Source organism: Paenibacillus catalpae, assembly GCF_900112695.1.
Classification (GTDB): domain Bacteria; phylum Bacillota; class Bacilli; order Paenibacillales; family Paenibacillaceae; genus Pristimantibacillus; species Pristimantibacillus catalpae.
Map to the genome: position 1 here is coordinate 289,531 of NZ_FOMT01000005.1, position 26,590 is coordinate 316,120.

Below are 26,590 nucleotides of genomic sequence, written 5' to 3' on the forward strand. Positions count from 1 at the left end.
GCCGTTTTGGCGTTTTGTGGTCTATTGCCGTTTCTATGCACGATCGAGCTGCAAGAGACCTGCTCCTTGTTCATCCTCTGTCTCGGACGGAAGTGGGAGTGCCCAGCTTCGCAGCTGCTCTGCGACTTTTGCGGGGCTGAGACCCGGCTGTCTTGACAGGAGCAACGCAACTCCGCCTGTTGCATGCGGGGCAGCCATACTGGTGCCAGACAGCGTCATATAGGCTCCGTTAAGCCAAGTAGACTTGATTTGCTCGCCTGGTGCGGCCAGATCAATGCCAGTGCCGCGACTGCTGAAGCCTGTTACCTTGTTTGCCATATCCGTGGCAGCAATGGCCATTGTTTCTGAAAAAGATGCTGGAGCGTCAATCATGCCGTTATCTTCCGTTCCGGAATTGCCTGCAGAGGCAATAATAACGATACCCTGATTGTAGGCTTTTGTAATCACCTCGCGCAAGGCACGGCTGACTGAGGATCCAACGAGGCCAAAGCTCATATTGATGACGTCCATTTTATTGCGGATACACCAGTCTACCCCCGAAATAATACTGGAAACATAACCGCCGCCCCTGCTGTCCAAAGCTTTTACCGCATAAAGCTCGACATCCGGAGCTACCCCTTTAATCCCGTCGAGTCCTTTCGCTGCGGTAATACCGGCGACATGGGTGCCGTGACCGTTATCGTCTGCGTAGCTCCCGCCCCGCATCGTATTGACTCCTCCGGCAATCTGCAGATTAGGATGCTCCGCGATTCCCGTATCAATGATAGCTACTTTAATTTTGCCTCCGGTAGTCCGCGGCCAGGCATCATTGGCTTTGACGCGGCAGATGTTCCATGTCAGTTCAGGAGGGCATGTCGCCAGAGCATGGACCTTCTTGCGGTTTGCCGCCTGCTGATGCTTCCGGTACAGATGAACGCGAATACGGACGTCGCTTTCAATCCGTTTTACCTCCGGGTGTCTCGCGATGGTTTTCAATGACCGGCGTTTGTCGAAGTGGCAGCCGATTGTCCGGAGCAAGGGCATCCGTTTATAAGGCTTGATTCCTTTTACACGGAGCTTCCTGAGACATTTTTTATACGAGCGACCCGTTTTAAAGGTAATAAGTTTACGAGTGGTGTGTTTGGATGGGAGCCTCTTGGAGCTTGTGAACAGCAGCTTTTCCAGCTTTGGCATATACATTTCTCCTATTCGTTCTATATAAAGCCCGGGCAATTGCCAATGAAAAGAAATGCGCTTGTTCAGTGTATGGGGACCCCTCCGGGTTGGTTTGGTCACCTGTACGGAATATCGGCACATATTTTTTGATCGGGCAGGAAAAGGTACGCTTATGGGCTAACATTTGTCCCTCAAGTTTCATACAACATAGTAGATAGTGCGCCACAACCTAGGAGGGGGAAGCTAATGATTATCGGCGTTCCGAAAGAAATTAAGGCGAGCGAATATCGTGTTGCTCTAACCCCGGCAGGCGTAACCATGCTGAAGGCGGCAGGCCATAAGGTGATTGTGGAGACGAAAGCCGGCGAAGGAAGCGGATTTGAAGATCGGGATTATGTACGGGAAGGCGCAGAGGTTCGCTTGACTGCTGCGGAAATATGGGGCGAAGCGGATATGATTATGAAGGTCAAGGAGCCGCTAAAGGAAGAGTTCTCCTATTTCCGTCAAGGGTTAATCCTGTTTACGTATTTGCATTTGGCGGCAGCCCCGGAGCTTACACGGGCATTGATGGACAGCGGTGTTACGGGAATTGCTTATGAAACCATACAGCTCGCAAATGGCAGTCTGCCGTTATTAACGCCTATGAGCGAGGTTGCAGGGCGGATGGCCGTACAGGTAGGCTCGCAGTTTCTTGAAGCTTTCCATGGCGGCCGTGGCGTACTGCTTGGTGGTGTTCCCGGCGTTCCGCCGGCGGAGGTCGTCATTATCGGTGGTGGTATCGTAGGAACGAATGCAGCCAAAATTGCACTTGGCATGGGCGCTAACGTTGTGATTCTGGAAAAAAGCACGGACCGCATGAGATATCTTGATGATGTCTTTGGCGGGCGGATCCGTACGGTTATGTCGAGTCCGTATAATATAGCGGAAGCGGTCGGCAAAGCGGATCTGCTCGTTGGCGCGGTCTTGATTCCGGGGGCTAAAGCCCCTCATCTGGTTACCGAAGTGATGGTGCAGTCCATGAAAAAGGGCTCCGTTATTGTGGATGTGGCCGTTGATCAGGGCGGTTCCATTGCAACGGTAGACCGGCCAACAACGCATAAAGATCCAATCTATGTAAAGCATGGCGTAATCCATTATGCGGTAGCGAATATTCCGGGGGCTGTTCCGCGTACGTCGACCTTTGCCTTGACGAATGTGACCATGCCTTATGCTCTGGATCTTGCAAGCCGCGGCTGGGAAGCGATCAAAGGCAGTATCCCTTTGCAGAAAGGCGTAAATACTCATCGCGGTACCGTCACGTATGAGCCGGTTGCTGCAGCTTCAGGACTGCCTTATACGCCTATCTCGCGCTGGCTGGACAGCATTGCTTTTGAGAAGCTGGAGTCTTGATTGAATCAGTCATAGGTGCCAGCCTTGGCATAACCTCCTTGTTCCCTTCATAGATTGTTACGGATGGACAACCGTAAAGATAATGAAGGGGGAAGTCTGTATGGTCCTTTCGCTGCGCAAATGGTTAAGCCGCATCTTGTTTGTTGTTATATTCACCTTATTGTTACTGATTGCGACGGGCAGCTACCGTTGGCTGGTTGACGTCATAGCTCCCGTCCACCCCTATAAGACGCCAAAAGGCGAGGCACTGAAAGTGTTTCAGGCAAGCCCCGCGGATGCAGAGAAAGGCAGTCTGACAGACCGCCTTCGTTGGTTTTACTGGTATGGGGAATGATGAATCCAATATGAAAAAAAGGGCGAAAGCAGGATTTGCTTGGCTGGTTGTGGAATAGTTGTGTAGCAGGATAACTTGCCACAGACAAGGGCCATGGTCCTATGGCCTTGATCTCATCTTTCTTTAACGAAAGGAACCGGCATGAAAGCTCAAGTACAATCCTTTATACAATATTTAATGAATGAGCGTGCCTTATCGAGCAGTACGCTGGAATCTTACGGCCGTGACTTGCAGGGCTTGCTCGACTATCTGGAACAGCAATCGGTTGCGAAAGTGGAGGACGTGCAGCGTCACCATTTGTCGCATTATTTACTGCGTCTGAAAGAGAGTGGGCGCAAGACCACAACGGTGTCCCGGCATATTGCGTCAATTCGCGCCTTTTTTCATTATTTGGCGGTAAACGGTTATATTCAGCTTAATCCCGCCATCTACATAGAGTCGCCCAAGCTGGAAAAGAAAGAACCCCGTGTCCTGTCGGTGGAGAATGCGGGCCAGCTGCTTGAAACGCCACAGCCGGTTACGGCTGCCGGGAAGCGGGACAAAGCGATGCTGGAGCTGCTGTATGCAACCGGGATAAGGGTATCCGAGCTTATTTCGCTTAATGTCGACAGCGTGAATTCGCAATTGAACATTATTCGTTGCGTGGGCAGCGGCATGAAGGAGCGGATTATTCCGTTTGGACGAATGGCTGCAGCCGCGCTGACTGATTATTTGCAGAACGGCAGAAGGGAGCTGCTAAGGCAATCGGAGGACGAGCCTGCCCTTTTCCTTAATCAGCTTGGTACCCGCATGACCCGTCAAGGCTTTTGGAAAATGGTGAAAAAGTACGCCAAGGAAGCAGGGATCGCAGAGGAGATCACGCCTCATACCCTTCGCCATTCCTTTGCTGCTCATTTGCTGGAGAACGGAGCCGACCTCCGTTCTGTCCAGGAGCTGCTTGGTCATGCGGATATTTCGACTACACAGCGTTACACCCGTTTGTCCAAGGCAAGAATGAAGGATGTTTACACGAATTCTCATCCCCGGGCTTGATGAATCGTTATGGTTGTATTGTATTAGGAGGTAACTAAATGAAATTTGATCGTATTGCAGTTATTGTGTTAGACAGTGTTGGAATTGGAGAATTGCCGGATGCGCCGTCCTTCGGAGACAGCGGATCGCATACGCTTGGCCATATTATTGAACGTGTGCGGGGGATTGAGCTGCCGAATATGAGGCGCTGGGGGCTAGACCGGATCGCGGAGTTATCCGATTGGAAGCCGGAAGGGGAAGCCGCTGCTTATTATGGCAAAATGGCCGAGGTATCGGTAGGCAAAGATACGATGACCGGACATTGGGAGCTGATGGGGCTGAAAATTACAGTGCCGTTCCAGACGTTTCCCGAGGGCTTTCCCGCTGAACTGATAGAAGCATTTGAAGAACGGACCGGCCGTAAAGTGATCGGCAACAAGCCGGCAAGCGGAACTGAAATTTTGGACGAGCTTGGCGCCGAGCAGATGGAGACGGGTGCCTGGATTGTCTACACTTCCGCAGACAGCGTGTTCCAGATTGCAGCGCATGAGGAGATCATTCCGCTCGAGGAGCTGTACCGCGGATGCGAGATTGCCCGTGAATTGACGATGGACGAGCGTTTTGCCGTAGGCAGGGTGATTGCCAGACCGTATGTGGGATCGCCCGGAGCGTTCAAACGGACTCCGAACCGGCATGATTATGCGGTAAAGCCGCCCGAAGCGACGGTGTTGAATCTGCTGAAGGATAATGGTCTTGATACGATTGCAATCGGAAAAATCAATGATATATTTGACGGCGAAGGCATAACGGCTACAACGTCGACCAAAAGCAATGCAGACGGGATTGCCCGCACCATTGAAGCGTTGAAGAAGCCATTCAAAGGCTTGTTGTTCACGAATCTTGTTGATTTTGATTCTCTGTTCGGACACCGGCGTGATCCGGAAGGTTATGCGAAGGCGCTGGAGGAATTTGACCGCGCGATTCCAGAGCTGGAGAGCACGATTGGGGAACGGGATCTTCTGATCGTAACCGCCGATCACGGCAATGACCCGGTTCATCCGGGAACGGATCATACGCGTGAATATGTGCCGCTGTTGCTGTACAGTCCGGCATTCGGCAAGCCGGAGCGGATCGATACGAGAGCAACCTTCTCGGATCTTGGAGCAACGATTGCCGATAATTTTGGTGTTCCGGCACCGTCTAACGGCACAAGCTTTTTGAACCTTCTTCAGACAAAAGAATAGATAAGGATAAGAGGAGGAACTTACGATGAGTTCAACGACAATGACAGCATCGCAAATGAAAGAGGCTGCTTCTTATATTGCAGGAAAGATTCAAATTAAACCGGAAGTCGGTTTAATTATGGGCTCCGGACTTGGCGTGCTGGGCGATCATATCGAGAACGCCGTGACGATTGATTACAGCGATATTCCGCATTTCCCGGTTTCCACGGTGGAGGGCCATGCGGGTGAATTGCTGGTTGGCACATTATCTGGCCGTGCCGTAATACTTATGCGCGGCAGATTCCATATGTATGAAGGGTATGGCCCGCAACTTACGGCATTCCCTGTAAGAGTTATGAAAGCGTTAGGCGTAACCTCTCTGCTTGTAACCAATGCTGCAGGCGGGGTAAACCTGGATTATGAAGCAGGCAATCTGATGCTGATCTCCGATCATCTGAACATGACCGGAAAAAATCCGCTGATCGGGTCAAATGATAATGAGTTTGGCGTAAGGTTCCCGGATATGTCCGAAGCTTACAGCAAGCGTCTCCGTGCGATTGCGCGCGAAACAGCGGCAAAACAGGGTCTTAAATTGCAGGAAGGCGTCTATGCGGGACTGCTTGGTCCTTCTTACGAGACACCTGCCGAAATTCGCATGCTGCGTGTGCTTGGTGCGGATGCTGTCGGCATGTCGACTGTTGCTGAAGTAATTGCCGCTCGCCATTCCGGCATTGAAGTATTAGGAATTTCCTGCATCAGCAACATGGCGGCAGGCGTACTTGATCAGCCTTTGTCGCATGAAGAGGTAATGGAAACTACGGAGCGGGTAAAGGCTGAATTTTTGGCGCTGGTCAAGGAATTAATCCGACAATTTTAATGGGTGCTTGTAATGAAATTGTAATAATCGCCTCGACGGATTATGACAGTATTTGCTGACGACGTCGTCGTATAATGTCCATGATTATGGGATGATGGAGTGGAGACATATGGACAAGCATTTACTCGTCGAAATAGAGCAGCTGCGAGGGAAAATGGTTGAAAAAGCAATGAAAAAGAAAACATTTGTACATCGTGAAGTGCTCCAGCTAAGCCAGATGCTGGACGAGCTGATCGTTCGGGAGCAGGTGCTGCGGGCGCATTCACATAAATGATTGCGGCGGCAGAAACGGAGCGGATAACATGCGTGCAGTAGATTTAATACAAAAGAAGCGGGACGGCGGAGAGCTGACCGCGAAAGAACTGACGTTTCTGGTGGACGGCTATTGTGACGGGGGCATTCCGGATTATCAAATGTCGGCTTGGGCGATGGCGGTACTCTTCCGGGGGATGACGCCAAAAGAGACGGCAGCTCTTACTCTTGCCATGGCAAATTCGGGAGATCAGGTAGACCTGGCTCCAATCGCCGGCGTGAAGGTGGATAAACATAGCACAGGCGGCGTAGGCGACAAAACAACGCTTATTATTGCCCCGCTTGTGGCTTCTGCCGGTGTACCGGTTGCCAAGATGTCGGGAAGAGGTCTTGGACACACAGGGGGAACAATCGACAAATTGGAATCGATTGCAGGTTTTCAAACGGAATTATCGAGGGAGAAATTCCTCGAACAGGTGAACGAGCTTGGATTGTCTGTTATCGGACAAAGCGGAAATTTGGCACCTGCTGACAAAAAGCTGTATGCGCTGCGGGATGTGACAGCTACCGTCGAATCCATACCGTTAATCGCAAGCTCGGTTATGAGCAAGAAGATTGCGGCGGGTGCGGATGCCATTGTGCTGGATGTGAAGACGGGCAGCGGTGCTTTTATGAAGACGGTGGAGGATTCAGAGAAGCTTGCGCAGGCGATGGTGGAGATTGGAACGCAAGTTGGCCGTCAAACGGCTGCCGTCATCAGTGATATGGATCAGCCTCTCGGGTTTGCTATCGGCAATGCGCTTGAAGTCAGGGAGGCGATCGAGACATTGCAGGGCAATGGTCCGTCGGATCTTACCGAGCTGTGTTTGACACTTGGTGCGCACATGGTTGTGCTTGGCGGCAAGGCGGCAACATTTGCCGAGGCGAAAGAGCTGCTGCAGCGCCAGCTGGACAATGGTGAGGCTTTGAAGAAGTTTAAGCAATTTGTTGAGGCGCAAGGCGGTAATGCATCCGTGGCGGATGATGTTGCCTTATTGCCGCAAGCAGCGGAACAGGTTGAAGTGAAAGCCGCTTCTGCAGGCTATATTTCCGCGATTGATGCAGAACAGCTAGGTGTGGCTGCGATGCTTCTGGGAGCCGGACGTGCAACCAAGGACGCGACAATCGATTATTCTGTCGGAATTACAATCCGCAAAAAGGTAGGCGATCCGGTCAGCGAAGGAGATACGCTGGCGGTGCTGCATACCTGTGCCCAAGATGCTGCGGTGGATGATGTGTCGGCTAAAGTCCGCGATGCGTATGCGATTGCTGCAGATAAGCCGGCAGAGCGTCCGCTGCTGCTCTCGGTCGTAACAGCGGAGGGAACCGTCCGCTATTCATAAAGTTCATTCAAACCGCCTTACTCCTTCATTGGAGTAAGGCGGTTTTTTTGTTTTGGCGCGATTCGACATGCCTCGCGTGGAATATATTTCTTGAAAAAGGTCAAGACTGGAGAAGACAATATAGCCCAAATGCGGTGTGAGAATGAAGCGACAAAAACCGCATCATCTTTGGAGGAGACATAGATCATGAAAAAAGTTTGTACGAAGCTGTTCATTCTATTCGCTGCATTTGCCCTTACCGCGATGCCAGCTGCCGCTAATGCCAATGCTGTTACTACCGCGAAGGAGCCTGTGCCAGTCGCTCCAGGGCAGCAGCTGCAAGCCGCATCGCTCGATCTAGCACCTTCCGCACGCTCGGCGGTCTTGATGGACGCTGACAGCGGAACAGTCATTTTTGAGAAGGACAGCAACGTCAAGCTCCCTCCGGCGAGCATTACGAAAGTCATGACGATGCTGCTGGTCATGGAAGCATTGGACGACGGGAAAATCAAGCTGACCGACAAAGTGCCGACAAGTGAGTACGCGGCTTCTATGGGCGGATCACAGATATTCCTTGAGCCGGGTGAAGAAATGACGGTTGACGAAATGCTGAAAGGTATTGCGATGGCTTCCGGCAATGATGCCTCCGTTGCGATGGCTGAGAAGCTTGCGGGTACCGAGCAGCAATTTGTCGCCATGATGAACGAGAAGGCACAGCAGCTGGGTTTGCAGAACACGCATTTTGCCAACTGTAACGGTCTGCCTGCTTCCGACCACTACACCTCCGCGCATGATATTGCGGTTATGTCGCGCGAGCTGCTGAAGCATTCCGAGATTACGAAATATACCGGGATGTATCAGGATTATTTGCGCAAGTCTTCCGAGAAACCGTTCTGGCTCGTGAATACGAACAAGCTCGTAAGATTTTACAGTGGTGCTGACGGTCTTAAAACAGGTTTTACGAATGAGGCGAAGTTCTGCTTAACGGCGACAGCGAAGCGTGACGATCTGCGTGTTATCGCTGTAGTGATGGGCGAGCCAAACACAAAAACAAGAAATGCCGAAGTATCGCAAATGCTTGACTATACGTTCGCGCAATATATGACCCATCCGATCTTTAAAGAAGGCGATACGATGGGCACGGTCAAAATCGAGAAGGGTGCCGTGCGGGAATTGCCGCTTGTTGCGAAGCATCCTTACAGCATTTTGCTCAAAAAAGGCGCAGCTACAAAGGATATCCGTTATGAGCTGCACATTGATCAGCCGCTCAAAGCACCGGTTGCTATCGGTCAATCGATCGGTAAGCTTGTTGTTTACCAAGGGGATCAGGTTGTGAAGGAGTTCCCGGTGGATGCGCCTCAGTCGATTGACAAGGCCGGCTGGTGGAAACTGCTGAAAAGGTCGTTTAGCGGGCTTTTCTAATAGCGTTTTTTGTCAGCTTCTAGCGCTCTGCTTCTAGTTTTGTCGCCGTGCAGGAAACCTTGTGCTGAACGGAGAATTCGTAGTTCGATCCAAAAGCGAAGCCTAAAGGAGTTGAACGGCGACAATGAGTTTGCAAGCAGAGCTGGAGCATTACCGTAATGTTTTGATCGTGCGTCTTCGCGGAGAGCTCGACCATCATACGGCGGACATTGTCCGCAATAAGATGGAAGCGGAGATCATAAGAGGCGAAAGCCATCACGTTATTCTCAGCCTGAAGGATCTGCAGTTTATGGACAGCTCCGGATTAGGCGTCATTTTGGGCAGATACAAGCAGATTCGCAGCAAGGGCGGCAAAATGGTCGTATGTGATGTGAACCCTAGTGTCTACCGCCTGTTTGAAATGTCGGGGTTGTTTAAAATAATGAACATTTACGACAATGAAAGAATGGCGATTTCTAGTCTGGAGGTGGTCTCGTAATGGGACGCAACGAAATGACGTTATCCTTTAGCGCCAGATCGGAGAATGAGGCTTTTGCCCGTATTGCGGTGGCATCTTTCGTGTCGCAGCTGGATCCGACGCTTGAAGAGCTGAACGATCTGAAGACAGCCGTGTCCGAGGCGGTCACGAATTCCATTATTCATGGCTATGACAGTGACCCTGCCGGCAAAGTGACAATTGAAGCCTCCATTGATGGAGACGTAGTGTCTATTGAGATTTATGACAATGGCCGCGGGATTGAGGATCTGGAGCTGGCTCGTCAGCCGCTCTTTACCTCCAAGCCGGAGATGGAACGTTCGGGCATGGGCTTTACGATCATGGAAAATTTCATGGACCGTTTTGAAGTTACAAGTGAGCTGGGCCAAGGTACGCGGGTAGCGATGCTTAAGCGTATTGAATCGAAAAAAGCGCTGTATAACTAGCGCATAGGGGTTGAACCTCATGGATGTCGATTTGAAGCAAACGGCTCAGCCGTATTTGGATGATGCGGAAGTCAAACGCTTGATAGCGTTAAGTCAATCCGGCGATACTCTCGCCCGCGATACACTTGTACAATGTAACATAAGGTTAGTTTGGTCAGTCGTTCAGCGGTTCATTAACCGCGGATACGAGCCGGAGGATCTGTTCCAAATCGGGTGCATCGGGCTGCTGAAGTCTGTCGATAAATTCGACCTGTCCTATGATGTGAAGTTCTCTACTTATGCGGTTCCGATGATTATCGGCGAGATTCAGCGCTTTTTGCGCGATGACGGTACGCTTAAGGTCAGTCGTTCACTGAAAGAGACGGCGAATAAGGTTCGGAAAATGAAGGATGAGCTGTCGAAGACGCTGGGCCGTCTGCCGACCATCAGCGAAGTAGCGGACCGGCTTGGTATTACGCCGGAGGATGTTGTCTTCGCTCAGGAGGCGAATAAGCCCCCGACTTCTATTCATGAAACCGTATTCGAAAATGATGGTGACCCGATTACTCTGATGGATCAGATTGCAGATGATTCTCAAGAGCGCTGGTTCGATAAGCTCGCATTGATCGAGGCGATTGAAGGCCTCAGCGAACGCGAGCGTCTGATCGTATACTTACGTTATTATCGTGACAAGACCCAATCCGAAGTCGCCAGCCGTCTGGGGATTTCCCAGGTTCAGGTGTCGAGGTTGGAGAAGAAAATTTTACAGTCAATACGAGAACAGATCGCGCAATAGCCGCGATCTGTTCTTCGTAGAACGCGAGCAGATCGCCCAATGATACGGCAATTTGCTCGTCGTAAAACGAGAACAGATCGCCCGCGCAATACGGCGATCTGTTCTTCGTTCAATGCAAAAAAGACCAACTAGCCACCCCGTCACCTTAGGTGACGCGAGGCCGTTTGGTCTTTCTTTTTTACATCCCGTATTCGTATAACTTTATCCTCATACATACGCAGCTTGGCTTCAAACGATGGTCTGTTTCGCTCGAAATCTTGAGTCCATTTAAACATCATTTGGAGCATGATAAGGTCTGGTTTGTAGTGACATGGTTCCATGCCAAGATTCTGTTTCATGAACCGGGACAAGATTCTCCATTTCCGTATTCCCAAAGGGGGATCTACAAAAATAATCGTATCGGCCATATGGTAGAGACATTGATACGAATCACGGTCAGTACCTTCAAATATCCAGCATCCTTTGCGGTCAATTTCCTTAATGACTTGGATCTGCTCTTCTGCTGTTCGCTTCATGCGCCCTTCTGATGTTTGATGATGAACGATTGCATCAAGCTCATGCCAAGGAATATGAAGCTCTTTGGATAATTGCTTTGCAAACGTGGTTTTTCCGCTGGCAACGATGCCCACAATAAAAATTTTATTCATCGGTTCACTTATCCTTTACCCAACCTCTCCAAATACCGTCTTGCTTCCCCGGGGGACTTCAAAATGACAACCTGCTTATCATTCGATAATTGCTGCAGCTTGCTTAGCACTGCGGGTTTCCCCGTCTTCGGGTATTCCCAAATCCATTTCATAAATTGCAGATCGATCTTCTCCTTGCAGTCAACCCCCATGTCCGGTCTGGTTTTATTGCGGTATTGAATCGATCTTTTGATGGCGCGGTACATGCATAATATTCTCGGGTAATCCAGAAAAATAATGGTATCAGCCGCATTAAGCCGAATATCGAGCGTACCGCCGTAGTTCCCGTCTATAATCCATTCCTTGCGATCGACTAACTCATTCTGGACCATGATTTGCTCTTCGCGTGGTACGCCAACCCAGTTTGGTTTCCAGAACATCGCGTCCAGATGAGAAACCTCCAGGTCCAGCACCTGCCCAAGCTTCCTGGCCAAGGTTGATTTACCGGCGCCGCCCGAGCCTATTATGGCAATTCTTTTCATCTGCACTCTCTCCTAAGACATAAAGTTGTCCATTACTAATTCCATCTGATGGAAAAGAATCCTTGTGTACATTGGAGTTGCACCGTATTTCTTTATTTTACCTCTATAAGCATGACTATCCGTTATCTCCTTTTCTCATACTAACAGGGAAGTAAACCCTATGCGGAACAAAGGAATGATGACAGATGGACGCCACACAGCCATCCGCCCTCTATCTGCGTCTTAAGAAAAAAGTGAATATCCGGCCGGAGCGGAGCGTGACACTCGGACAGGTGTCGAGACTGCTTGCGCCAACGGAGGAGTTGGAGCAGCAATTAAATGAACTGGTGCTGTACCGCCATCACAAAGGAGACGGCAACCGGGTTGTCATTGATCTGCTTCAGATCGTACGGGTCGTGCGGGAAACAGCTCCAGGGCTGACTGTAGAGGCGTACGGGGATCCTCAGGTGCTGATCATGATATCCCCCAAGCCGCAAAAGCCGCGTATTATCGTGTTGATATTTGCTTGGCTGCTGCTCTTCTTTGGCGCAGGGCTTGCGATTATGAATTTTCATACCGATGTCAGCATGAAGGAGGTTCATATCCGGATTGTCGAGCTCTTGACCGGTGAACGTACGGATCATCCTTTATGGTTCCAGGTTCCTTATTCCCTTGGAATTGGTCTTGGCATGATCCTCTTCTTCAACCATCTCTTTAAGAAACGGTTCAATGAAGAACCAAATCCCCTGGAGGTGGAGCTGTATACGTATCAGGAAAATGTAAATGCGTACGTCATCGCCGATGAAATGCGCAAAAAAAACAACCAGCACGGTGAGCGGGGCGGGGACGATGGGTGAATGGCTGATGCATCTGTTTGTCATGCTGCTTGGCTTGTCCGGAGGCCTGGCCGTTGGAAGCGGGCTGGTTGCTTTCCTGATTGTCCTTGATCTGATACCAAGGCTTGCTCAAATTGCCAACGCCTACCGCGTGTCTTTCTGGTTCGAATCTGCGGTTATATGCGGCTCGATGTATTGGACGTTTGCCGATTTTATGGATTGGCGCCTGGCCTTGCCGAAAGTAGTTGTACTCACTTTCTCCGGCTTGATGGCCGGTGTATTTGTCGGCATGCTGGCAGGAGCATTGACGGAAGTGATGAATGTGCTGCCGATCTTGGCAAAACGGATGAATCTGTCCGATTATCTGGTTGGACTTGTAATGGCTATGGTGCTGGGCAAGACGCTTGGCTCTTTGTTTGACTGGCTGTTTTTCCAATGGTAGCAAGTATAACAGGCGTGGAGGTTGATGACGATGACGGACCGGGAGAAAGACAGGGAGCATTCCAATGGAGAACCCCCGTATATGTACATACCGGAAGCACAAAAGTATGAAGAGCAGGGGAAGGCAATTCCGGCGCCTCCTTTTGAGTTAACGGACAAGCCGGATAAACGGGGAAAGACTCTGTCGAAAAAAGAGTCAAGTAAAGATGATATCATTCCAGACAGCCTGGATGAGGTCTTCATACGGCTGGAGAATGAAGTTGGTTATAAAGTTAGCTTTGATATCGTTGTACGCGAGATGACGTTTGGTGACCGGCGGGTTGCTTTTTTCTACATGAATGGTTTGGCCAAGGATACAATTTTGACGGAGATCCTGAAGCGACTGACCTATTTGCACGCGGATGAGGTTACGGGAGATGCCTTTCATGAGTTCATGAACCTGTATGTGCCTGCTGCACAGGTTGAGAAGAAGGAAAAATGGAATGAGATGCTGACCTTCGTCTTGTCCGGCTCAACGGCGATGTTCATAGATAAAGAACCGAATGTCATTATCATTGATGCAAAATCATTCCCGGGACGAAATCCGGAGGAGCCGTCGCTTGAACGTGTTGTCCGCGGCAGCCGGGACGGTTTCGTCGAGACGATGATGATGAACGTCTCGCTCGTCCGCAGACGTCTGCGTGATCCGCAGCTTAGATACGAGCTTGTCCGCGTCGGGGAGCGTACGCAATCCGATATTTGTATCGCTTACATCAATGATCTGGCTGACCCGGAGCTGGTTAAATCGATTAAGGATAAAATCGAGCTTGTGCATATTGACGGCCTGCCGCTTGCCGATAAACAGCTGGAAGAAGCAACGGTGCAGCGGGGCTGGAACCCGTTCCCGCTGGTTCGCTATTCCGAGCGCCCGGATGTAGTATCCGCTCACTTGCTTGAAGGCTCCGTTGTGGTCTTTGTGGACACCTCGCCAAGCGCGATGATCCTGCCAACGACCTTCTTTGATCTGATTCAGCACGCGGAGGAGAACCGGCAGACTCCGTTTATTGGCACCTATCTGCGCTGGGTCCGGTACCTCGGAATATTCTCTTCGCTGTTCCTGCTGCCTCTCTGGCTCTTGTTTGTCATTCATCCTGAGCTTAAGCCGCAGGCACTTGAATTTCTTGGACCGGAGAAGGTCGGCAAGCTGCCGCTTATCGTACAGTTCCTGATTGTAGAGATCGGCGTCGATCTCATGAGGCTCGCCTCGGTGCATACGCCGTCTACTCTCGCCACCGCCGTATCCCTCGTTGCCGCCATTATGGTTGGTGATATCGCAGTAAAAACCGGGCTGTTTATCAATGAGGTCATCCTCTACATGGCCATTGCAGCCGTGGGGATGTTCGCCACGCCAAGCTATGAGCTTGGACTTGCCAACCGCATTGTGAGGCTGATTCTCATTTTAGCGGTATCGATATTCCATGCACCTGGCTTTGTGCTCGCAACAACGGCGATTCTTATCATGCTGTGCATGCAGCGCTCATTCAACCGTCCGTATATGTGGCCGTTTATTCCATTCGATTACCGGGCAATGTGGAATATCATTGTAAGGAAGCCGGTACTCAAAAACCGGTCCCGTCCGAATCTGCTGCGCCCGCAGCAAAGCGACAAAATGCCGCGGTCCGAGTAGAGGCCAAGAAATACAAATGAAATGTGAATTTATCCATTTCTCTAAGGGTTAGATTGCGATATACTGTGGCTATTGGTGTAAATCGTAATTATCTTCTATTACGTTCTTGTAGTAGATATCCAAGGGGGAAATGAATCATGTACTTACATGGCACAAGTAAAATTAATGCCGAAGGGCATTTGGAAATTGGCGGCGTTGACGTAGCGGATCTGGCGAAGGAATACGGCACGCCGCTGTACATCGTAGATGAGGCGCTTGTTCGTCAACGCGCGAATGAATACGTATCGGCATTTGAGGCTTCCGGCCTGAAATTCCAGGTCGCTTATGCAAGCAAAGCCTTCTCGGTTATGGCTATGTGCGCAATTGCAGAGCAAGAAGGTTTGTCGCTTGACGTTGTATCCGACGGCGAGCTTTACACGGCATTGCAAGCCGGCTTCCCTGCAGGCCGCATCCACTTCCACGGCAATAACAAAACACCGGATGAGATCAATATGGCGCTGGACGCCAACATCGGCTGTTTCGTTGTTGACAACTTTGTAGAGCTGCACATGCTGAATGCACTTGCCGCCGACAAAGGCAAAAAAGTAAAAATCCTGTTCCGTATTACACCAGGCGTAGAAGCGCATACGCATGAATATATTTCGACTGGCCAACAAGATTCGAAGTTTGGCTTCGACCTTGGCAACGGTGCGGCGAAACAAGCCATCGAGGAAGCTCTTAAGCTTTCGAATATCGAGATTCTGGGCGTGCATTCCCATATCGGCTCCCAAATCTTCGAAGTAGACGGCTTCCGTATGGCCGTTGACAAAGTTGCGGCTTTTGCTGTTCAAATCCGTGAAGAGCTTGGCCATACGTTCCAGGTTATCAACCTTGGCGGCGGCTTTGGCATCCGTTATGTAGAAGGAGACACACCGCTTCCGGTAGCCCAATATGTGGCTGCGATTACCGATGCGATCATCTCGAACTTCTCGGCTGCAAACTTCCCGCTGCCTGAGATCTGGGTTGAACCGGGCCGCAGCATCGTAGGCGACGCGGGCACAACATTGTACACCGTTGGCACAATGAAAGAGATTCCGGGTGTCCGCAAATATATCGCAGTTGACGGCGGTATGATGGATAACCCTCGTCCGGCTCTGTATCAATCCCGTTACGAGGCGATTCTTGCGAACCGCGCGAACGAAGCGAATGCAGAAACGGTTACAATTGCAGGTAAAGCATGCGAGAGCGGCGATAAGCTGATTATCGACCTGGAGCTGCCGAAAGCAGAAACAGGCGACCTGCTTGCCGTATTCTGCACAGGCGCTTACAACTATGCCATGGCGAGCAACTACAACCGCTTCCGCCGCCCGGCAGTCGTATTCGTAAAAGACGGCCAATCCGACCTCGTTGTTCAGCGTGAATCGCTGGAGAACATCGTTGGCAACGACGTTATTCCGGCAAGACTTCGCAAATCGCTTGCTAAGTAAGGGCGATATTTGGTAACGTAGTCTTATTCGGAAAAGAAAGGTAGATGTTATAAATGGCTAAACAAGCAAAAATCACACTTGAGAACGGTGCAGAGGTCACTCTTGATCTGTTCGACCAAGATGCTCCAAATACGGTAGCAAACTTCGAAAAGCTTGTAAACGAGGGCTTCTATAACGGTCTGGTATTCCACCGCGTTATTCCTGGCTTCGTTGCGCAAGGCGGCTGCCCTAACGGCTCTGGCTCTGGCGGCCCAGGCTACACAATCAACTGTGAGATCAACCCGAACAAGCATGAGCGCGGTACGCTCGCAATGGCTCACGCAGGCCGTAACACTGGCGGAAGCCAATTCTACATCTGCTATCAGCCGCAGCCGCATCTTGACGGCCAACATACTGTTTTCGGCAAAGTAACAAAAGGCATGGAGCATGTTGACGCGTTTAAAGGACGCGATAAAATGCAAAAGGTTGAAGTTTACGAAGTTTAATGTTAAGATACTAACAAAATTATAGTTTGTGGCTTACCTTCGGGGCAGGGTGAAAATCCCAACCGGCGGTGATCGAGAGGCGGAAGCGTAACTGGTTTAACCAGCATGCTCTCGTTTTCTCGTCAGTCCGTGACCCGGGCCATCCCTTGCAAGAGCGATTCTTCGCATTGCAGGGGATGGAACGGTGGACCTGGTGCAAATCCGGGACCGACAGTATAGTCTGGATGGGAGAAGGAGACACATTCATACGTATGGGCGTTCATGCTTGTTTTTCTTGTGCTTATTTTCACAAAGGCAAGAACAATAGGCTTGTTTGAAGTATAAAAAAAGTATAAGTTTCTTTGTACTGTTCTTATATTTCACCTGCGAAACGTTTGCTGATCCCTATGCGGTTCAGCCGTTTAAGCTTGAATAGCTTATTTTTGTATCGAATGGTTATTTTCCCACCCCCGTTGGCTAAGCTGGCTAATGGGGGTGTTTTGCATTTATGGAAGTTTTAAATGATTCTTATTATATGAGTCTTGCGCTTGAACTGGCAGCCAAAGCCTCCGGGCAGACCGGCATCAATCCGGTGGTTGGCTGTGTTGTAGTAAAGGATGGACGGATAATCGGTGTTGGCACGCATCTGAAGCGGGGAACGGGTCACGCTGAAGTACATGCGCTGCAGATGGCCGGTGACGAAGCAGAAGGCTCGACCGTCTATGTTACGCTCGAGCCTTGCAGTCACTTCGGGAAAACACCACCTTGCTGTGAACGCATCATCAATGCGAAAGCAGCTCGGGTTGTAGTCGCAACAACGGACCCGAATCCGCAGGTTGCGGGCAGAGGGATCGCTCGTCTGAGGGAGGAAGGCATCGAGGTTGAAGTTGGCCTGCTTGATGAACAATCCCGGAACATGAACGAAAAGTTCAACAAATATATTACGACCCGGCTGCCTTTCGTAACGCTTAAGACCGCTAGTACGCTGGATGGCAAGATTGCTTCCCATACCGGAGACAGCCGCTGGATTACAGGCTCTGCCGCACGCGAACAGGTACATACGCTGCGACATCAGCATGAGGCGATCATGGTTGGCATCGGCACTTTACTGGCGGATAATCCTCAACTGACAACACGTGCGGCTGTTCCGGCAATTCATCCGGTTCGTATTATTGTGGACAGTCAGCTGCGGCTGCCGCTGGATGCCCGGGTGGTAACGGACGGTTTATCCCGGACGATCGTTCTGACTTCCGGTCAAGCAGATCAGGCCCGCGATGAGCAACTAACTCAAGCCGGCATTGAAGTTATCCGCTGCGGCGATGGCCCACAGGTCGATTTGCCTGAGGCGATGCGCAAGCTTGGAGAGATGGAGATCGGATCCATTCTCCTGGAAGGCGGGGGCAAGCTTAATGGCGCCATGCTGGAAGCGGGATTAATTGATAAGATTATGATCTATATGGCAACAAAGATTATTGGCGGATTCGATTCCCCTGGCACCTTCACGTTTGCCGGGTTCGAGAAGATGTCGCAGGCTATTGAACTGGACCATGTAAAGGTTGAAATGGCAGGAGAAGATGTTTGTATATCGGGATATCCGGCATACGGCAATGAATAGATTGGGGGAGTTCCCGTGTTTACCGGCCTGGTTGAGGAAGTTGGCACATTAAGACGGGTTAAAAAACAAGGCGAAGCGATGGTTCTGACCGTGGAAGCTTCAAAGGTGACAGAAGGGGTAGCGCTCGGAGACAGCATTTCGGTAAACGGTGTCTGCCTGACGGTTATCGCCTTTGACCGGACATCGTTTGATGCGGATGTTATGCCGGAAACGTACCGCAAGTCGAACTTGCATCAGATGCGCCCGGGGCAGAATGTTAACCTGGAGCGAGCGATGCTGGCTGGCGGCAGATTCGGCGGCCATATTGTTCAGGGGCATGTCGATGGCGTTGGTGTTATTACAGGACGCGAGACGGATGCTAATGCGGTTGTATTCGCCATCCGGCTGGCGGACGACGAGATGATGCGTTATGTCATTCCGAAAGGCTCCATTACGATCGACGGCATTAGCCTGACGGTCGTGAGTACCAATGCCACTGGCTTCTCGGTGTCGGTTATCCCGCATACGCTTGGGGAAACGGCACTTATGAACAAGAAAGCCGGTGAATCGGTTAATATTGAATGTGATGTTATCGGCAAATATGTCGATCATCTGCTTCATTACAAGCCGTCTGATACATCTGGTTCCACGGGCCGGACAGAATCCAAGATTAGCGCCGCATTTTTAAGCGAGAATGGTTTTTTATAAATATAAGGGCAACCGGATAGCAGGGAGGGAAATTGATGAATAGAAACTTGCAAGATGATGTATTTGATTCAATGGAAGCTGCGCTAGAAGATTTGAAAGCCGGCAAGCCGATTATTGTGGTCGATGATGAGGACCGCGAGAACGAAGGGGATCTAATTGCCCTGGCGGAGACGGCATCCCCGGAAGTCATTAATTTCATGATCACGGAAGCGCGCGGCCTGGTCTGCGTGCCCATTACGCAAGAACGCGCCGAGCAGCTTGATCTGCCGCCGATGGTTCAGCATAATACGGACTATCATGGTACAGCCTTTACCGTATCTGTAGACCACGTTTCCACTACAACGGGCATATCCGCCTTTGAACGTTCCCAAACGGTCAAGGCTTTAATTGATCCGGAGACCAAAGCAACCGATTTCCGTAAACCGGGACATATTTTCCCGCTTGTTGCCAAGGATGGCGGCGTTATCCGCCGCGCCGGCCACACAGAAGCAGGCATTGACCTTGCGCGTATGTGCGGCTCGGAGCCGGCAGCGGTCATTTGTGAAATTATTAAAGAGGACGGCACGATGGCCCGTCTTCCGGATTTGATCGCTTTTAAGGAAAAGCATGACCTGAAGCTGATTACGATCCAGGGCATGATCGCTTACCGCAATTCCAAGGAACGGCTTGTCGACCGTATCGTTGACGTTCAGATGCCGACAGACTTTGGTGATTTCCGGGCGATTGCCTTCTCCAATCAGGCAGACGGCAAGGAGCATATCGCTTTTGTAAAAGGCCAGATTGATCCGGAGAAGCCGGTGCTTGTCCGTGTTCATTCCGAGTGTCTGACAGGCGATGTCTTCCACTCGCACCGCTGCGAATGTGGGCGGCAGCTTCAGTCGGCATTAAAGCAGATTGATGAGGAAGGCAGCGGTGTCCTGCTCTATATGCGCCAGGAAGGCAGCAGTCTCGTAAACAAGCTGATGGCTTACGCGCAGTCCGATCAAGGCGTAAATAAAGCCGATGCCAAACCTAAGCTGGATCTTCGCGATTATGGAGTTGGCGCACAAATTTTGCGTGATCTTGGTGTCCGCAAAATGCGTCTCTTGACTAATAATCCGCGTAAGATCAGAGGGCTGGAAGGCCACGGTATTGAGATTGTTGAACGTGTGCCTATCGAGATTAAAGACCATGCAAGCCAAGGGCGTTACCAGCGTACAAAGTAAGCCAGATTGAAACAAAATTTAGATAAACGACCAGGAGGGCTTAACATGCCAAACGTATTTGAAGCAAGTGTAGTATCGGAAGGACTTCGATTTGGGGTTGTTGTTGGACGGTTTAATGAATTTATCTCGGGTAAACTGCTTAGCGGTGCGCTTGACGGTTTTAAACGCCATGGCGCGCAAGACAACGATGTAGATATTGCATGGGTGCCAGGCGCTTTCGAAATTCCGCTTATCGCGCAAAAAATGGCTGAAAGCGGCAAGTACGATGCCGTGATTACCCTTGGCGCCGTTATCCGCGGATCAACTCCACACTTTGATTTTGTGTGCAACGAAGCGGCAAAAGGTGTAGCAGCAATCGCGCTCAAAACAGGCGTTCCAACGATTTTTGGCGTATTGACTGTAGATTCGATTGAGCAGGCGATTGAGCGTGCGGGTACAAAAGCGGGAAATAAAGGTTATGAGGCAGCTGTTTCTGCAATAGAGATGGCAAATTTGTCGAAATTACTGCATAATTAGAGTAATCGCTCAAATTATGCTGCGTTACTTGTTATAGGACGTCAGCCGTTTGCGCATGGCAGGGGGATCGTAAGAAGTGGCGATGCATTACAAGTTGGAATCCTTTGAAGGACCGCTCGATTTACTGCTTCATCTTATTGATAAGTCAGAAATCGACATTCATGAGGTTTCGATTAGTGAAATAACGGATCAATATATGGAGTACTTGAATGCGATGAAGGAGCTTGAGCTGGAGCTTACAAGCGAGTTTCTTGTTATGGCGGCAACCTTGCTGGCCATCAAGAGCAATCAGCTTTTGCCCAAACCTCCCGTATTTGAGGACTTCTATGAAGAATGGCCGGATGATGGGCTTGATCCGAGGGACGAGCTCATTCAGAAGCTGGTCGAATATCGAAAATTCAAGCAAATAGCAGAACAGCTTCGGGAGAAGGAAGTGGAGCGCAGTCTCATTTATTCCCGCGAGCCGGATGATATGACGCCGTATATGAAAGAAGAGATCGTCAATCCGCTTGAGGGCTTGCATGTCTCCGACCTGATTGCAGCATTCCAGCGGGCGCTGCGCAGAGCGGCACGACGGAACATTGTGGCAACCGTGCAACGGGACGAAATCTCGGTGAAAGACCGCATTCGGGACATTGTAGAAGTTCTGAAGCAGTTCGATACCGTGCGATTCTCCCGCCTGATCCGCGAGAATATGGGCAAGCATGAGATTGTGGTCACGTTCCTGGCTATTTTGGAGCTGATGAAGATGAAACATATTCGCTGCTTCCAGCATCAGCTGTTTGATGACATCGTCATTCATTGGAGAGGAGAAGCGGCGGACAATGGATTACCCGAAGTTGAAGTCGATTATTGAGGGCCTGTTATTTATGGCCGGTGACGAAGGGCTGAACAAACGACAGCTTGCCGATATATTGGAGCTTGACGCTGATCTGGCGGCTGACCTTGTGTACGATCTGCACCGTGATTTGGCACGGGAGCAGCGCGGGGTGCAGGTCGCCGAAGTTGCCGGTGCTTACCGGATGACGACGAATCCGGATCATGCGGCTTATTTCGAACGCATGGCCTATACGCCAACGCGCTCCCAATTGTCGCAGGCTGCGCTTGAGACGCTGTCAATCGTGGCGTACCGCCAGCCGATTACCCGTATCGATATTGAAGAGATCCGGGGCGTCAAGAGTGACCGGGCGATACAGTCGCTTGTGTCCAAAGATTTAATTGAGGAAGTCGGACGTGCCGAAGCCATCGGCAGACCGATTTTGTACGGTACAACGAAATCATTCCTGGATTATTTTGGTTTGCCGAATATAAAAGCATTGCCTGAACCTAAACAAGTCGATATCGATGAAGCGCTGGAAGAGCAGACGCAAATGCTGTTCGAACGCTTGGGCGAACGTCAAACGACGATTGACGAGTTTATCCCTGTAAACGGGGACAAGGAAGATTAGCATTGTCAGGTTTTACAAAAGAATGGTCAAAATGGTGAACTTTTGGTCCGTTATTTCCCGTTACAGCGGGATAACGGACCTTTTTACTTTTTTATCTAGTGACAACAACGCTGAAAGTTGGTTATAATGGCGGTTGTTCTTTTTTTATAGGAAAGGATGAACCTGTTGCATCAGGGGATTCTAGCAGTAATGGCATACGATGGATGGCAGGAGGTAATTCCACTGATTGAGCTTTTGGACATAAGTAAAACATACGGTAGCAGCGTTGAAGCTGTTAAAAATATAAGCCTAACCATTCAAAAAGGCGAAATCTTCGGCATTATCGGGCATTCCGGTGCAGGAAAGAGCACCTTGCTCCGCTGCGTTAATTTGCTGGAGCGTCCGACTTCCGGTTCGGTTAAAGTAGGCGACGTGGAGCTGACCCGGTTATCGACGAATCAGCTGCAGAAGGAACGCCGCAGAATCGGCATGATTTTTCAGCATTTTAATTTGTTGTCGATGGCGACGGTCCGCGATAATATCTCGTTTCCGCTAGAGCTTGCGAAGATGCCTAGAGCGGCAATCAAACAAAGGGTAGATGAGCTGTTGAAGCTGGTGGGGCTGGATCAGCATGCAGATAAATATCCGGCTCAGCTCTCCGGCGGACAGAAGCAGCGCGTTGGCATCGCAAGAGCACTTGCGAACAATCCGGATGTGCTCCTTTGCGACGAAGCTACCTCGGCGCTGGATCCGCAAACGACAAACGCCATTCTTTCTCTGCTAATGGATATCAATCAGAAGCTGGGCATAACGATCCTGCTCATTACGCATGAGATGCATGTTATCCGTTCGATCTGCGACCGCGTTGCCGTTATTGACGGCGGCGAAATCGTCGAGATGGGGGATGTGCTGGATGTGTTCTTAAAGCCGCAGCATTCGATTACGATGGATTTCGTCAGCCAAATCGCAGACTCGTTTGATCCGCGCGAGCTTATCGGCACAAGAGACGGGCGTCTCGTGAAGATCAATTACGTTGGCGAGATTACTTATGAGCCGCTTCTATTCAACGCGGTCAAATCGACCGCCGTTCAGTTCACGATTTTGCAAGGAACGGTGTCCCGAATGAAAAATACGCCTTATGGGCAGCTGGTTATCGAGTTTATTGGTGCAGACGCGGAGATCAATACAGTGTTAAATGAGCTTCGGGCCAAAGGGCTGGAAGTAGGTGATTTGAAATGATGCTGAAGCAAAAGATTGATTGGAGCCAGGTGCGCTGGGAGGATATTTGGCCGGCATCCAAAGACACGCTGACCATGATTGGCGTCTCGCTTTTCTTTACCGTGATTATCGGGATCCTGATTGGGGTCGTCCTGTTCCTGACCTCAAGAAGGCAGCTGCTTGAACAGCCTGTTGTTTATGTCTTGTTATCGTTTGTTGTTAACATATTGCGCTCGGTTCCCTTCGTCATCCTGATGATTCTGATCATGCCGTTGACAAAGATCCTGACGGGTACGACACTTGGCGTTCAAGGCACGATTCCGCCGCTTGTCGTGGCGGCTGCACCGTTTTTTGCCAGATTGGTAGAGACATCATTGCGGGAAGTGGATCGAGGCGTAATCGAGGCGGCACAAGCGATGGGAGCTTCCAGATGGGATATCGTAAGACGCGTGCTACTGCTTGAAGCCAGACCGGGCTTGTTGGCGGGGATTACGATTACCGCAGTTACGCTGGTGTCCTATACGGCAATGGCAGGCGTAATTGGCGGCGGAGGTCTAGGTGATCTAGCCCTTCGATACGGTTACCAACGGTTCCAGCTCAGCGTTATGATCGTTACGGTCGCGCTGCTTATTATTTTGGTTCAACTCCTGCAGATGGCAGGCGACCATTTGGTTCGCCGGTTCAGCCGGAAGTAAGGTGGACAACATAGAAGCAACATACAGAAGATGGAGGAATGGAGAATGAAGAAATTTGGTTTCATCCTGCTTGCGCTTTCGCTTGTTATCGCATTGTCCGCATGCGGAGCAAAGAAAGAAGAAAACTCAGACAACACATCAGCAGGTAACGGCAACAACACAGTAAAAGAAGTAACTTTAAAAGTTGGTGCTACACCGGTTCCACACTCGGAAATTCTTAATTACATCAAGCCTGCTTTGAAAGAACAAGGAATCAATCTTGAGGTTGTTGAATTTAACGACTATGTTCAGCCAAATACGCAGCTGTATGAAAAACAGCTTGACGCGAACTTCTTCCAGCATACGCCTTATCTTGATCAGTTCAATAAGGACAAAGGTTACGATCTGGTCAGCGTCGCAGGCGTTCACATTGAGCCAATGGGCGCTTATTCGAAAAAAGTTAAAAGCACGGATGAATTGAAGGACGGCGCTAAGGTGGTCATTCCGAATGACCCTACCAACGGCGGCCGAGCGCTTCAACTGCTTGCCGCAAACAACCTGATTAAACTTAAGGACGGAGTAGGCGTTGCCGCTACTGTGCATGATATTACAGAAAATCCGAAAAACCTGAAAATTACTGAGGTAGAAGCTGCAACTCTTCCACGTGTATTGGGTGAAGTCGATCTTGCTATAATCAATTCTAATTTTGCGCTTGAAGCAGATCTCGTACCTACCAAGGATGCGCTCTTCATCGAGGGAAGCGACTCTCCTTATGTCAATATTCTTGTCGCTCGTCCGGACAATAAGGATTCCGAAGCTATGAAAGCGCTGGCTGCCGCATTGCAATCCCCGGATGTGAAAAAATTCATTGAAGATAAATATGCGGGTGCGATTGTACCGGCATTCGAATAATCAGGACTGAAGAAAGACCGCTCCGTTTAATCGGATCGGTCTTTCTTTTATGTTCCTCTACTATTCTCGAAACAACATTTCATTCCTTATATCAGCCCCTAGGATCCTTTAATGCCGGGGCTTTTTTTGCATGAAATCCATTTGGCAAGCCATACTAAATGTAACCTATTTTCGGGAATATGGAGGAAGCATGGAATGATCGGTTATCCGTATTCGTGGGTACTTGCAGCCGGCCTCATTATTGTGCTTTTCCTTCTCATTATCTTGATATCACCAGTCGTGATTCAAGGTCAAATGAGACGTGATGGAGAGAATGACGACATCGAGATCAAGTTCAAGGCGGTCTTTGGTTTACTGCGATATAAGTTGAAGATACGCTCGGTTGATTTCAGCGGCAAGGCTATCCGTCTGCACGAGCATTTAATGGGAACAAGCATCGGCATGAGCAGCAAAAATGAAAAAAATGATGAGTTTGACACGCATCGTGTGATGGCTGGAATCGAAAAATATAAGCGTGCTGCTGCCCTTACTCATAACCTGTCGCACTGGGCAAAGCAAACGTTAGCGAAGGTCAGGCTGGAGGAGTGGAAATGGTCAAGCTCCGTTGGCACGGGAGATGCGATGTGGACGGCTATGGCAACGGGATTGTTATGGTCGGTAAAAACGACAACCCTCGGAGTACTATCCCAATTCGTCAAGCTGAAGGCAAATCCCCTTGTTGATGTAAAGCCGGTGTATGCACAGCCGTGTTTTAAAACGGAATGGTCTTGCAGAGCCAAAATCGGGTTAGGCAATGCCATAATGGCGGGGCTGCATTTGCTTGTCCGTTTGAAAAAAGCGAAGGAAGGCGTGCAAGCCTGGAGAACCCTGTTATTTAAAGTATAGTTTGGAGTTGACGATTGGTTCCATACATAGTCCACCCCCGTGATGAGCACAATACCAAAAGTGTAGGCGAGTCCTCATCCATAACGCACAAACACAATCTAATTTCAGGAGGAGTCACAATGCCAGAACATCCGATTCAAGGCCTAATGCAGACCGCAATGGAAAATATTAAAGAGATGGTCGATGTCAATACGATCGTTGGCGATCCTGTCCAAACGCCGGACGGCAGCATCATTATGCCGATCTCCAAAGTTGGCTTCGGCTTCGTGGCTGGCGGCAGCGACATCCGTTACGACGGCAATGCTTCGCACGAGCATGCAACGCCATCCGACGGCCATAACCATAATGCCAGTGTTGCTGGACCTTTTGGCGGCGGCAGCGGTGGCGGTGTCTCAATTACACCAATCGCGTTTCTTGTTGTAGGAACACATGGCGTGAAGATTGTACCGCTTGATAATCAAACGCACTTGATGGAGCGTATCATTGATTCCGCCCCTGTTGTATTCGATAAAGTACAGCATATGTTCAAAACTTCGGCAGCAGGGTCAAGTGACTATATAACAGATGGAAACGACACCCTCATCTAGAGGAACTGCCCGCAAGGGCAGTTTTTCATTTCTGGGGGCAAGCATGTCTTAATCTGCCCTCCCTAAGCATATACTGTACAAGGTGAGGGCTGACGATAGGAAAGGAGCAACGAAAAACGTGAGG

Annotated in this window: 30 protein-coding genes and 1 riboswitch; of the genes, 27 read left to right on the forward strand and 3 right to left on the reverse strand. The window is 50.1% G+C overall.

Annotated features, from left to right (window positions below):
- Window positions 1-33: 33 nt before the first annotated feature.
- Window positions 34-1,173, reverse strand: a complete 1,140-nt coding sequence (locus BM200_RS22725; protein ID WP_175532974.1) for a S8 family peptidase — start codon at window positions 1,171-1,173, stop codon at window positions 34-36.
- Between the two features lie 228 nt (window positions 1,174-1,401).
- Between BM200_RS22725 and ald the strand changes: the two genes are divergently transcribed.
- The 11 genes from ald to sigF all read left to right on the forward strand — a co-directional run bounded on the left by ald (window position 1,402) and on the right by sigF (window position 10,720).
- Window positions 1,402-2,544 (forward strand): alanine dehydrogenase, encoded by a 1,143-nt coding sequence (gene ald / locus BM200_RS22730; RefSeq protein ID WP_091188943.1) that lies wholly within the window; start codon window positions 1,402-1,404, stop codon window positions 2,542-2,544.
- Between the two features lie 100 nt (window positions 2,545-2,644).
- Window positions 2,645-2,878: a YqzK family protein gene (locus tag BM200_RS22735; RefSeq protein ID WP_091188944.1), complete on the forward strand. Its 234-nt coding sequence runs from the start codon at window positions 2,645-2,647 to the stop codon at window positions 2,876-2,878.
- Between the two features lie 141 nt (window positions 2,879-3,019).
- Window positions 3,020-3,910, forward strand: a complete 891-nt coding sequence (gene xerD, locus BM200_RS22740) for a site-specific tyrosine recombinase XerD (protein ID WP_091188945.1) — start codon at window positions 3,020-3,022, stop codon at window positions 3,908-3,910.
- Between the two features lie 38 nt (window positions 3,911-3,948).
- On the forward strand, window positions 3,949-5,133 hold the full coding sequence (deoB, locus tag BM200_RS22745; protein ID WP_091188946.1) for a phosphopentomutase: 1,185 nt from the start codon (window positions 3,949-3,951) through the stop codon (window positions 5,131-5,133).
- Between the two features lie 25 nt (window positions 5,134-5,158).
- Window positions 5,159-5,989 (forward strand): purine-nucleoside phosphorylase, encoded by an 831-nt coding sequence (locus BM200_RS22750; protein WP_091188947.1) that lies wholly within the window; start codon window positions 5,159-5,161, stop codon window positions 5,987-5,989.
- A gap of 109 nt (window positions 5,990-6,098) precedes the next feature.
- Window positions 6,099-6,263, forward strand: a complete 165-nt coding sequence (locus BM200_RS22755) for an aspartyl-phosphate phosphatase Spo0E family protein (protein ID WP_091188948.1) — start codon at window positions 6,099-6,101, stop codon at window positions 6,261-6,263.
- Window positions 6,264-6,291: 28 nt separating this feature from the next.
- The gene (locus BM200_RS22760) at window positions 6,292-7,623 is read left to right on the forward strand and encodes a pyrimidine-nucleoside phosphorylase (protein WP_091188949.1); all 1,332 of its coding nucleotides are present in this window, start codon (window positions 6,292-6,294) and stop codon (window positions 7,621-7,623) included.
- Between the two features lie 186 nt (window positions 7,624-7,809).
- Window positions 7,810-9,024 (forward strand): D-alanyl-D-alanine carboxypeptidase family protein, encoded by a 1,215-nt coding sequence (locus BM200_RS22765; protein WP_091188950.1) that lies wholly within the window; start codon window positions 7,810-7,812, stop codon window positions 9,022-9,024.
- A gap of 124 nt (window positions 9,025-9,148) precedes the next feature.
- Window positions 9,149-9,502 (forward strand): anti-sigma F factor antagonist, encoded by a 354-nt coding sequence (spoIIAA, locus tag BM200_RS22770; protein WP_091188951.1) that lies wholly within the window; start codon window positions 9,149-9,151, stop codon window positions 9,500-9,502.
- Window positions 9,502-9,945: an anti-sigma F factor gene (gene spoIIAB / locus BM200_RS22775; protein ID WP_091188952.1), complete on the forward strand. Its 444-nt coding sequence runs from the start codon at window positions 9,502-9,504 to the stop codon at window positions 9,943-9,945. Before spoIIAA ends, spoIIAB begins: the two co-directional genes overlap by 1 nt.
- A gap of 19 nt (window positions 9,946-9,964) precedes the next feature.
- Window positions 9,965-10,720: an RNA polymerase sporulation sigma factor SigF gene (sigF, locus tag BM200_RS22780; protein ID WP_091188953.1), complete on the forward strand. Its 756-nt coding sequence runs from the start codon at window positions 9,965-9,967 to the stop codon at window positions 10,718-10,720.
- A gap of 140 nt (window positions 10,721-10,860) precedes the next feature.
- Here the strand turns inward: sigF and BM200_RS22785 are convergent, their stop codons facing one another.
- Together BM200_RS22785 and BM200_RS22790 are read right to left on the reverse strand one after the other, a co-directional pair.
- On the reverse strand, window positions 10,861-11,367 hold the full coding sequence (locus tag BM200_RS22785; RefSeq protein ID WP_091188954.1) for a P-loop NTPase family protein: 507 nt from the start codon (window positions 11,365-11,367) through the stop codon (window positions 10,861-10,863).
- 8 nt (window positions 11,368-11,375) lie between these two features.
- The gene (locus tag BM200_RS22790; protein WP_091188955.1) at window positions 11,376-11,888 is read right to left on the reverse strand and encodes a DNA topology modulation protein; all 513 of its coding nucleotides are present in this window, start codon (window positions 11,886-11,888) and stop codon (window positions 11,376-11,378) included.
- A gap of 185 nt (window positions 11,889-12,073) precedes the next feature.
- Between BM200_RS22790 and BM200_RS22795 the strand changes: the two genes are divergently transcribed.
- The 16 genes from BM200_RS22795 (at window position 12,074) to ytfJ (ending at window position 26,466) form a co-directional block, all read left to right on the forward strand.
- Entirely contained in the window at window positions 12,074-12,724 is a 651-nt protein-coding gene (locus BM200_RS22795; RefSeq protein ID WP_091188956.1) for a stage V sporulation protein AA, read from the forward strand.
- On the forward strand, window positions 12,717-13,145 hold the full coding sequence (locus BM200_RS22800) for a stage V sporulation protein AB (protein ID WP_091188957.1): 429 nt from the start codon (window positions 12,717-12,719) through the stop codon (window positions 13,143-13,145). Before BM200_RS22795 ends, BM200_RS22800 begins: the two co-directional genes overlap by 8 nt.
- A gap of 30 nt (window positions 13,146-13,175) precedes the next feature.
- A complete protein-coding gene (locus BM200_RS22805; protein ID WP_091188958.1) occupies window positions 13,176-14,810 on the forward strand; it encodes a spore germination protein in 1,635 nt (544 codons plus the stop codon).
- Between the two features lie 137 nt (window positions 14,811-14,947).
- Window positions 14,948-16,276, forward strand: coding sequence for a diaminopimelate decarboxylase (gene lysA, locus BM200_RS22810; protein WP_091188959.1), 1,329 nt, complete (start codon window positions 14,948-14,950; stop codon window positions 16,274-16,276).
- 53 nt (window positions 16,277-16,329) lie between these two features.
- The gene (locus tag BM200_RS22815) at window positions 16,330-16,761 is read left to right on the forward strand and encodes a peptidylprolyl isomerase (RefSeq protein ID WP_091188960.1); all 432 of its coding nucleotides are present in this window, start codon (window positions 16,330-16,332) and stop codon (window positions 16,759-16,761) included.
- Between the two features lie 31 nt (window positions 16,762-16,792).
- Window positions 16,793-17,001: riboswitch (FMN riboswitch) on the forward strand.
- A 247-nt stretch (window positions 17,002-17,248) separates the two neighbouring features.
- Window positions 17,249-18,355, forward strand: a complete 1,107-nt coding sequence (ribD, locus tag BM200_RS22820; RefSeq protein ID WP_091188961.1) for a bifunctional diaminohydroxyphosphoribosylaminopyrimidine deaminase/5-amino-6-(5-phosphoribosylamino)uracil reductase RibD — start codon at window positions 17,249-17,251, stop codon at window positions 18,353-18,355.
- A 15-nt stretch (window positions 18,356-18,370) separates the two neighbouring features.
- Entirely contained in the window at window positions 18,371-19,042 is a 672-nt protein-coding gene (gene ribE, locus BM200_RS22825) for a riboflavin synthase (protein WP_091188962.1), read from the forward strand.
- Between the two features lie 35 nt (window positions 19,043-19,077).
- Window positions 19,078-20,247, forward strand: a complete 1,170-nt coding sequence (locus BM200_RS22830; protein WP_091188963.1) for a bifunctional 3,4-dihydroxy-2-butanone-4-phosphate synthase/GTP cyclohydrolase II — start codon at window positions 19,078-19,080, stop codon at window positions 20,245-20,247.
- Between the two features lie 45 nt (window positions 20,248-20,292).
- Window positions 20,293-20,763 carry a 6,7-dimethyl-8-ribityllumazine synthase gene (ribH, locus tag BM200_RS22835; protein WP_091188964.1) on the forward strand — a complete coding sequence of 157 codons (471 nt, stop codon included), beginning with the start codon at window positions 20,293-20,295 and terminating at the stop codon, window positions 20,761-20,763.
- Window positions 20,764-20,839: 76 nt separating this feature from the next.
- Window positions 20,840-21,619, forward strand: a complete 780-nt coding sequence (locus BM200_RS22840) for a segregation and condensation protein A (RefSeq protein ID WP_091188965.1) — start codon at window positions 20,840-20,842, stop codon at window positions 21,617-21,619.
- Window positions 21,588-22,211: an SMC-Scp complex subunit ScpB gene (gene scpB / locus BM200_RS22845; protein WP_091188966.1), complete on the forward strand. Its 624-nt coding sequence runs from the start codon at window positions 21,588-21,590 to the stop codon at window positions 22,209-22,211. The genes BM200_RS22840 and scpB overlap by 32 nt, the downstream gene beginning before the upstream one ends.
- Before the next feature lie 222 nt (window positions 22,212-22,433).
- Window positions 22,434-23,429 (forward strand): methionine ABC transporter ATP-binding protein, encoded by a 996-nt coding sequence (locus tag BM200_RS22850; RefSeq protein ID WP_091189289.1) that lies wholly within the window; start codon window positions 22,434-22,436, stop codon window positions 23,427-23,429.
- The gene (locus BM200_RS22855) at window positions 23,426-24,103 is read left to right on the forward strand and encodes a methionine ABC transporter permease (RefSeq protein ID WP_175532975.1); all 678 of its coding nucleotides are present in this window, start codon (window positions 23,426-23,428) and stop codon (window positions 24,101-24,103) included. The genes BM200_RS22850 and BM200_RS22855 overlap by 4 nt, the downstream gene beginning before the upstream one ends.
- 45 nt (window positions 24,104-24,148) lie before the next feature.
- A complete protein-coding gene (locus BM200_RS22860; protein ID WP_091188967.1) occupies window positions 24,149-24,994 on the forward strand; it encodes a MetQ/NlpA family ABC transporter substrate-binding protein in 846 nt (281 codons plus the stop codon).
- Between the two features lie 195 nt (window positions 24,995-25,189).
- The gene (locus BM200_RS22865; protein ID WP_175532976.1) at window positions 25,190-25,879 is read left to right on the forward strand and encodes a DUF2953 domain-containing protein; all 690 of its coding nucleotides are present in this window, start codon (window positions 25,190-25,192) and stop codon (window positions 25,877-25,879) included.
- 119 nt (window positions 25,880-25,998) lie between these two features.
- The gene (ytfJ, locus tag BM200_RS22870) at window positions 25,999-26,466 is read left to right on the forward strand and encodes a GerW family sporulation protein (RefSeq protein WP_091188969.1); all 468 of its coding nucleotides are present in this window, start codon (window positions 25,999-26,001) and stop codon (window positions 26,464-26,466) included.
- Window positions 26,467-26,590 lie beyond the last annotated feature (124 nt).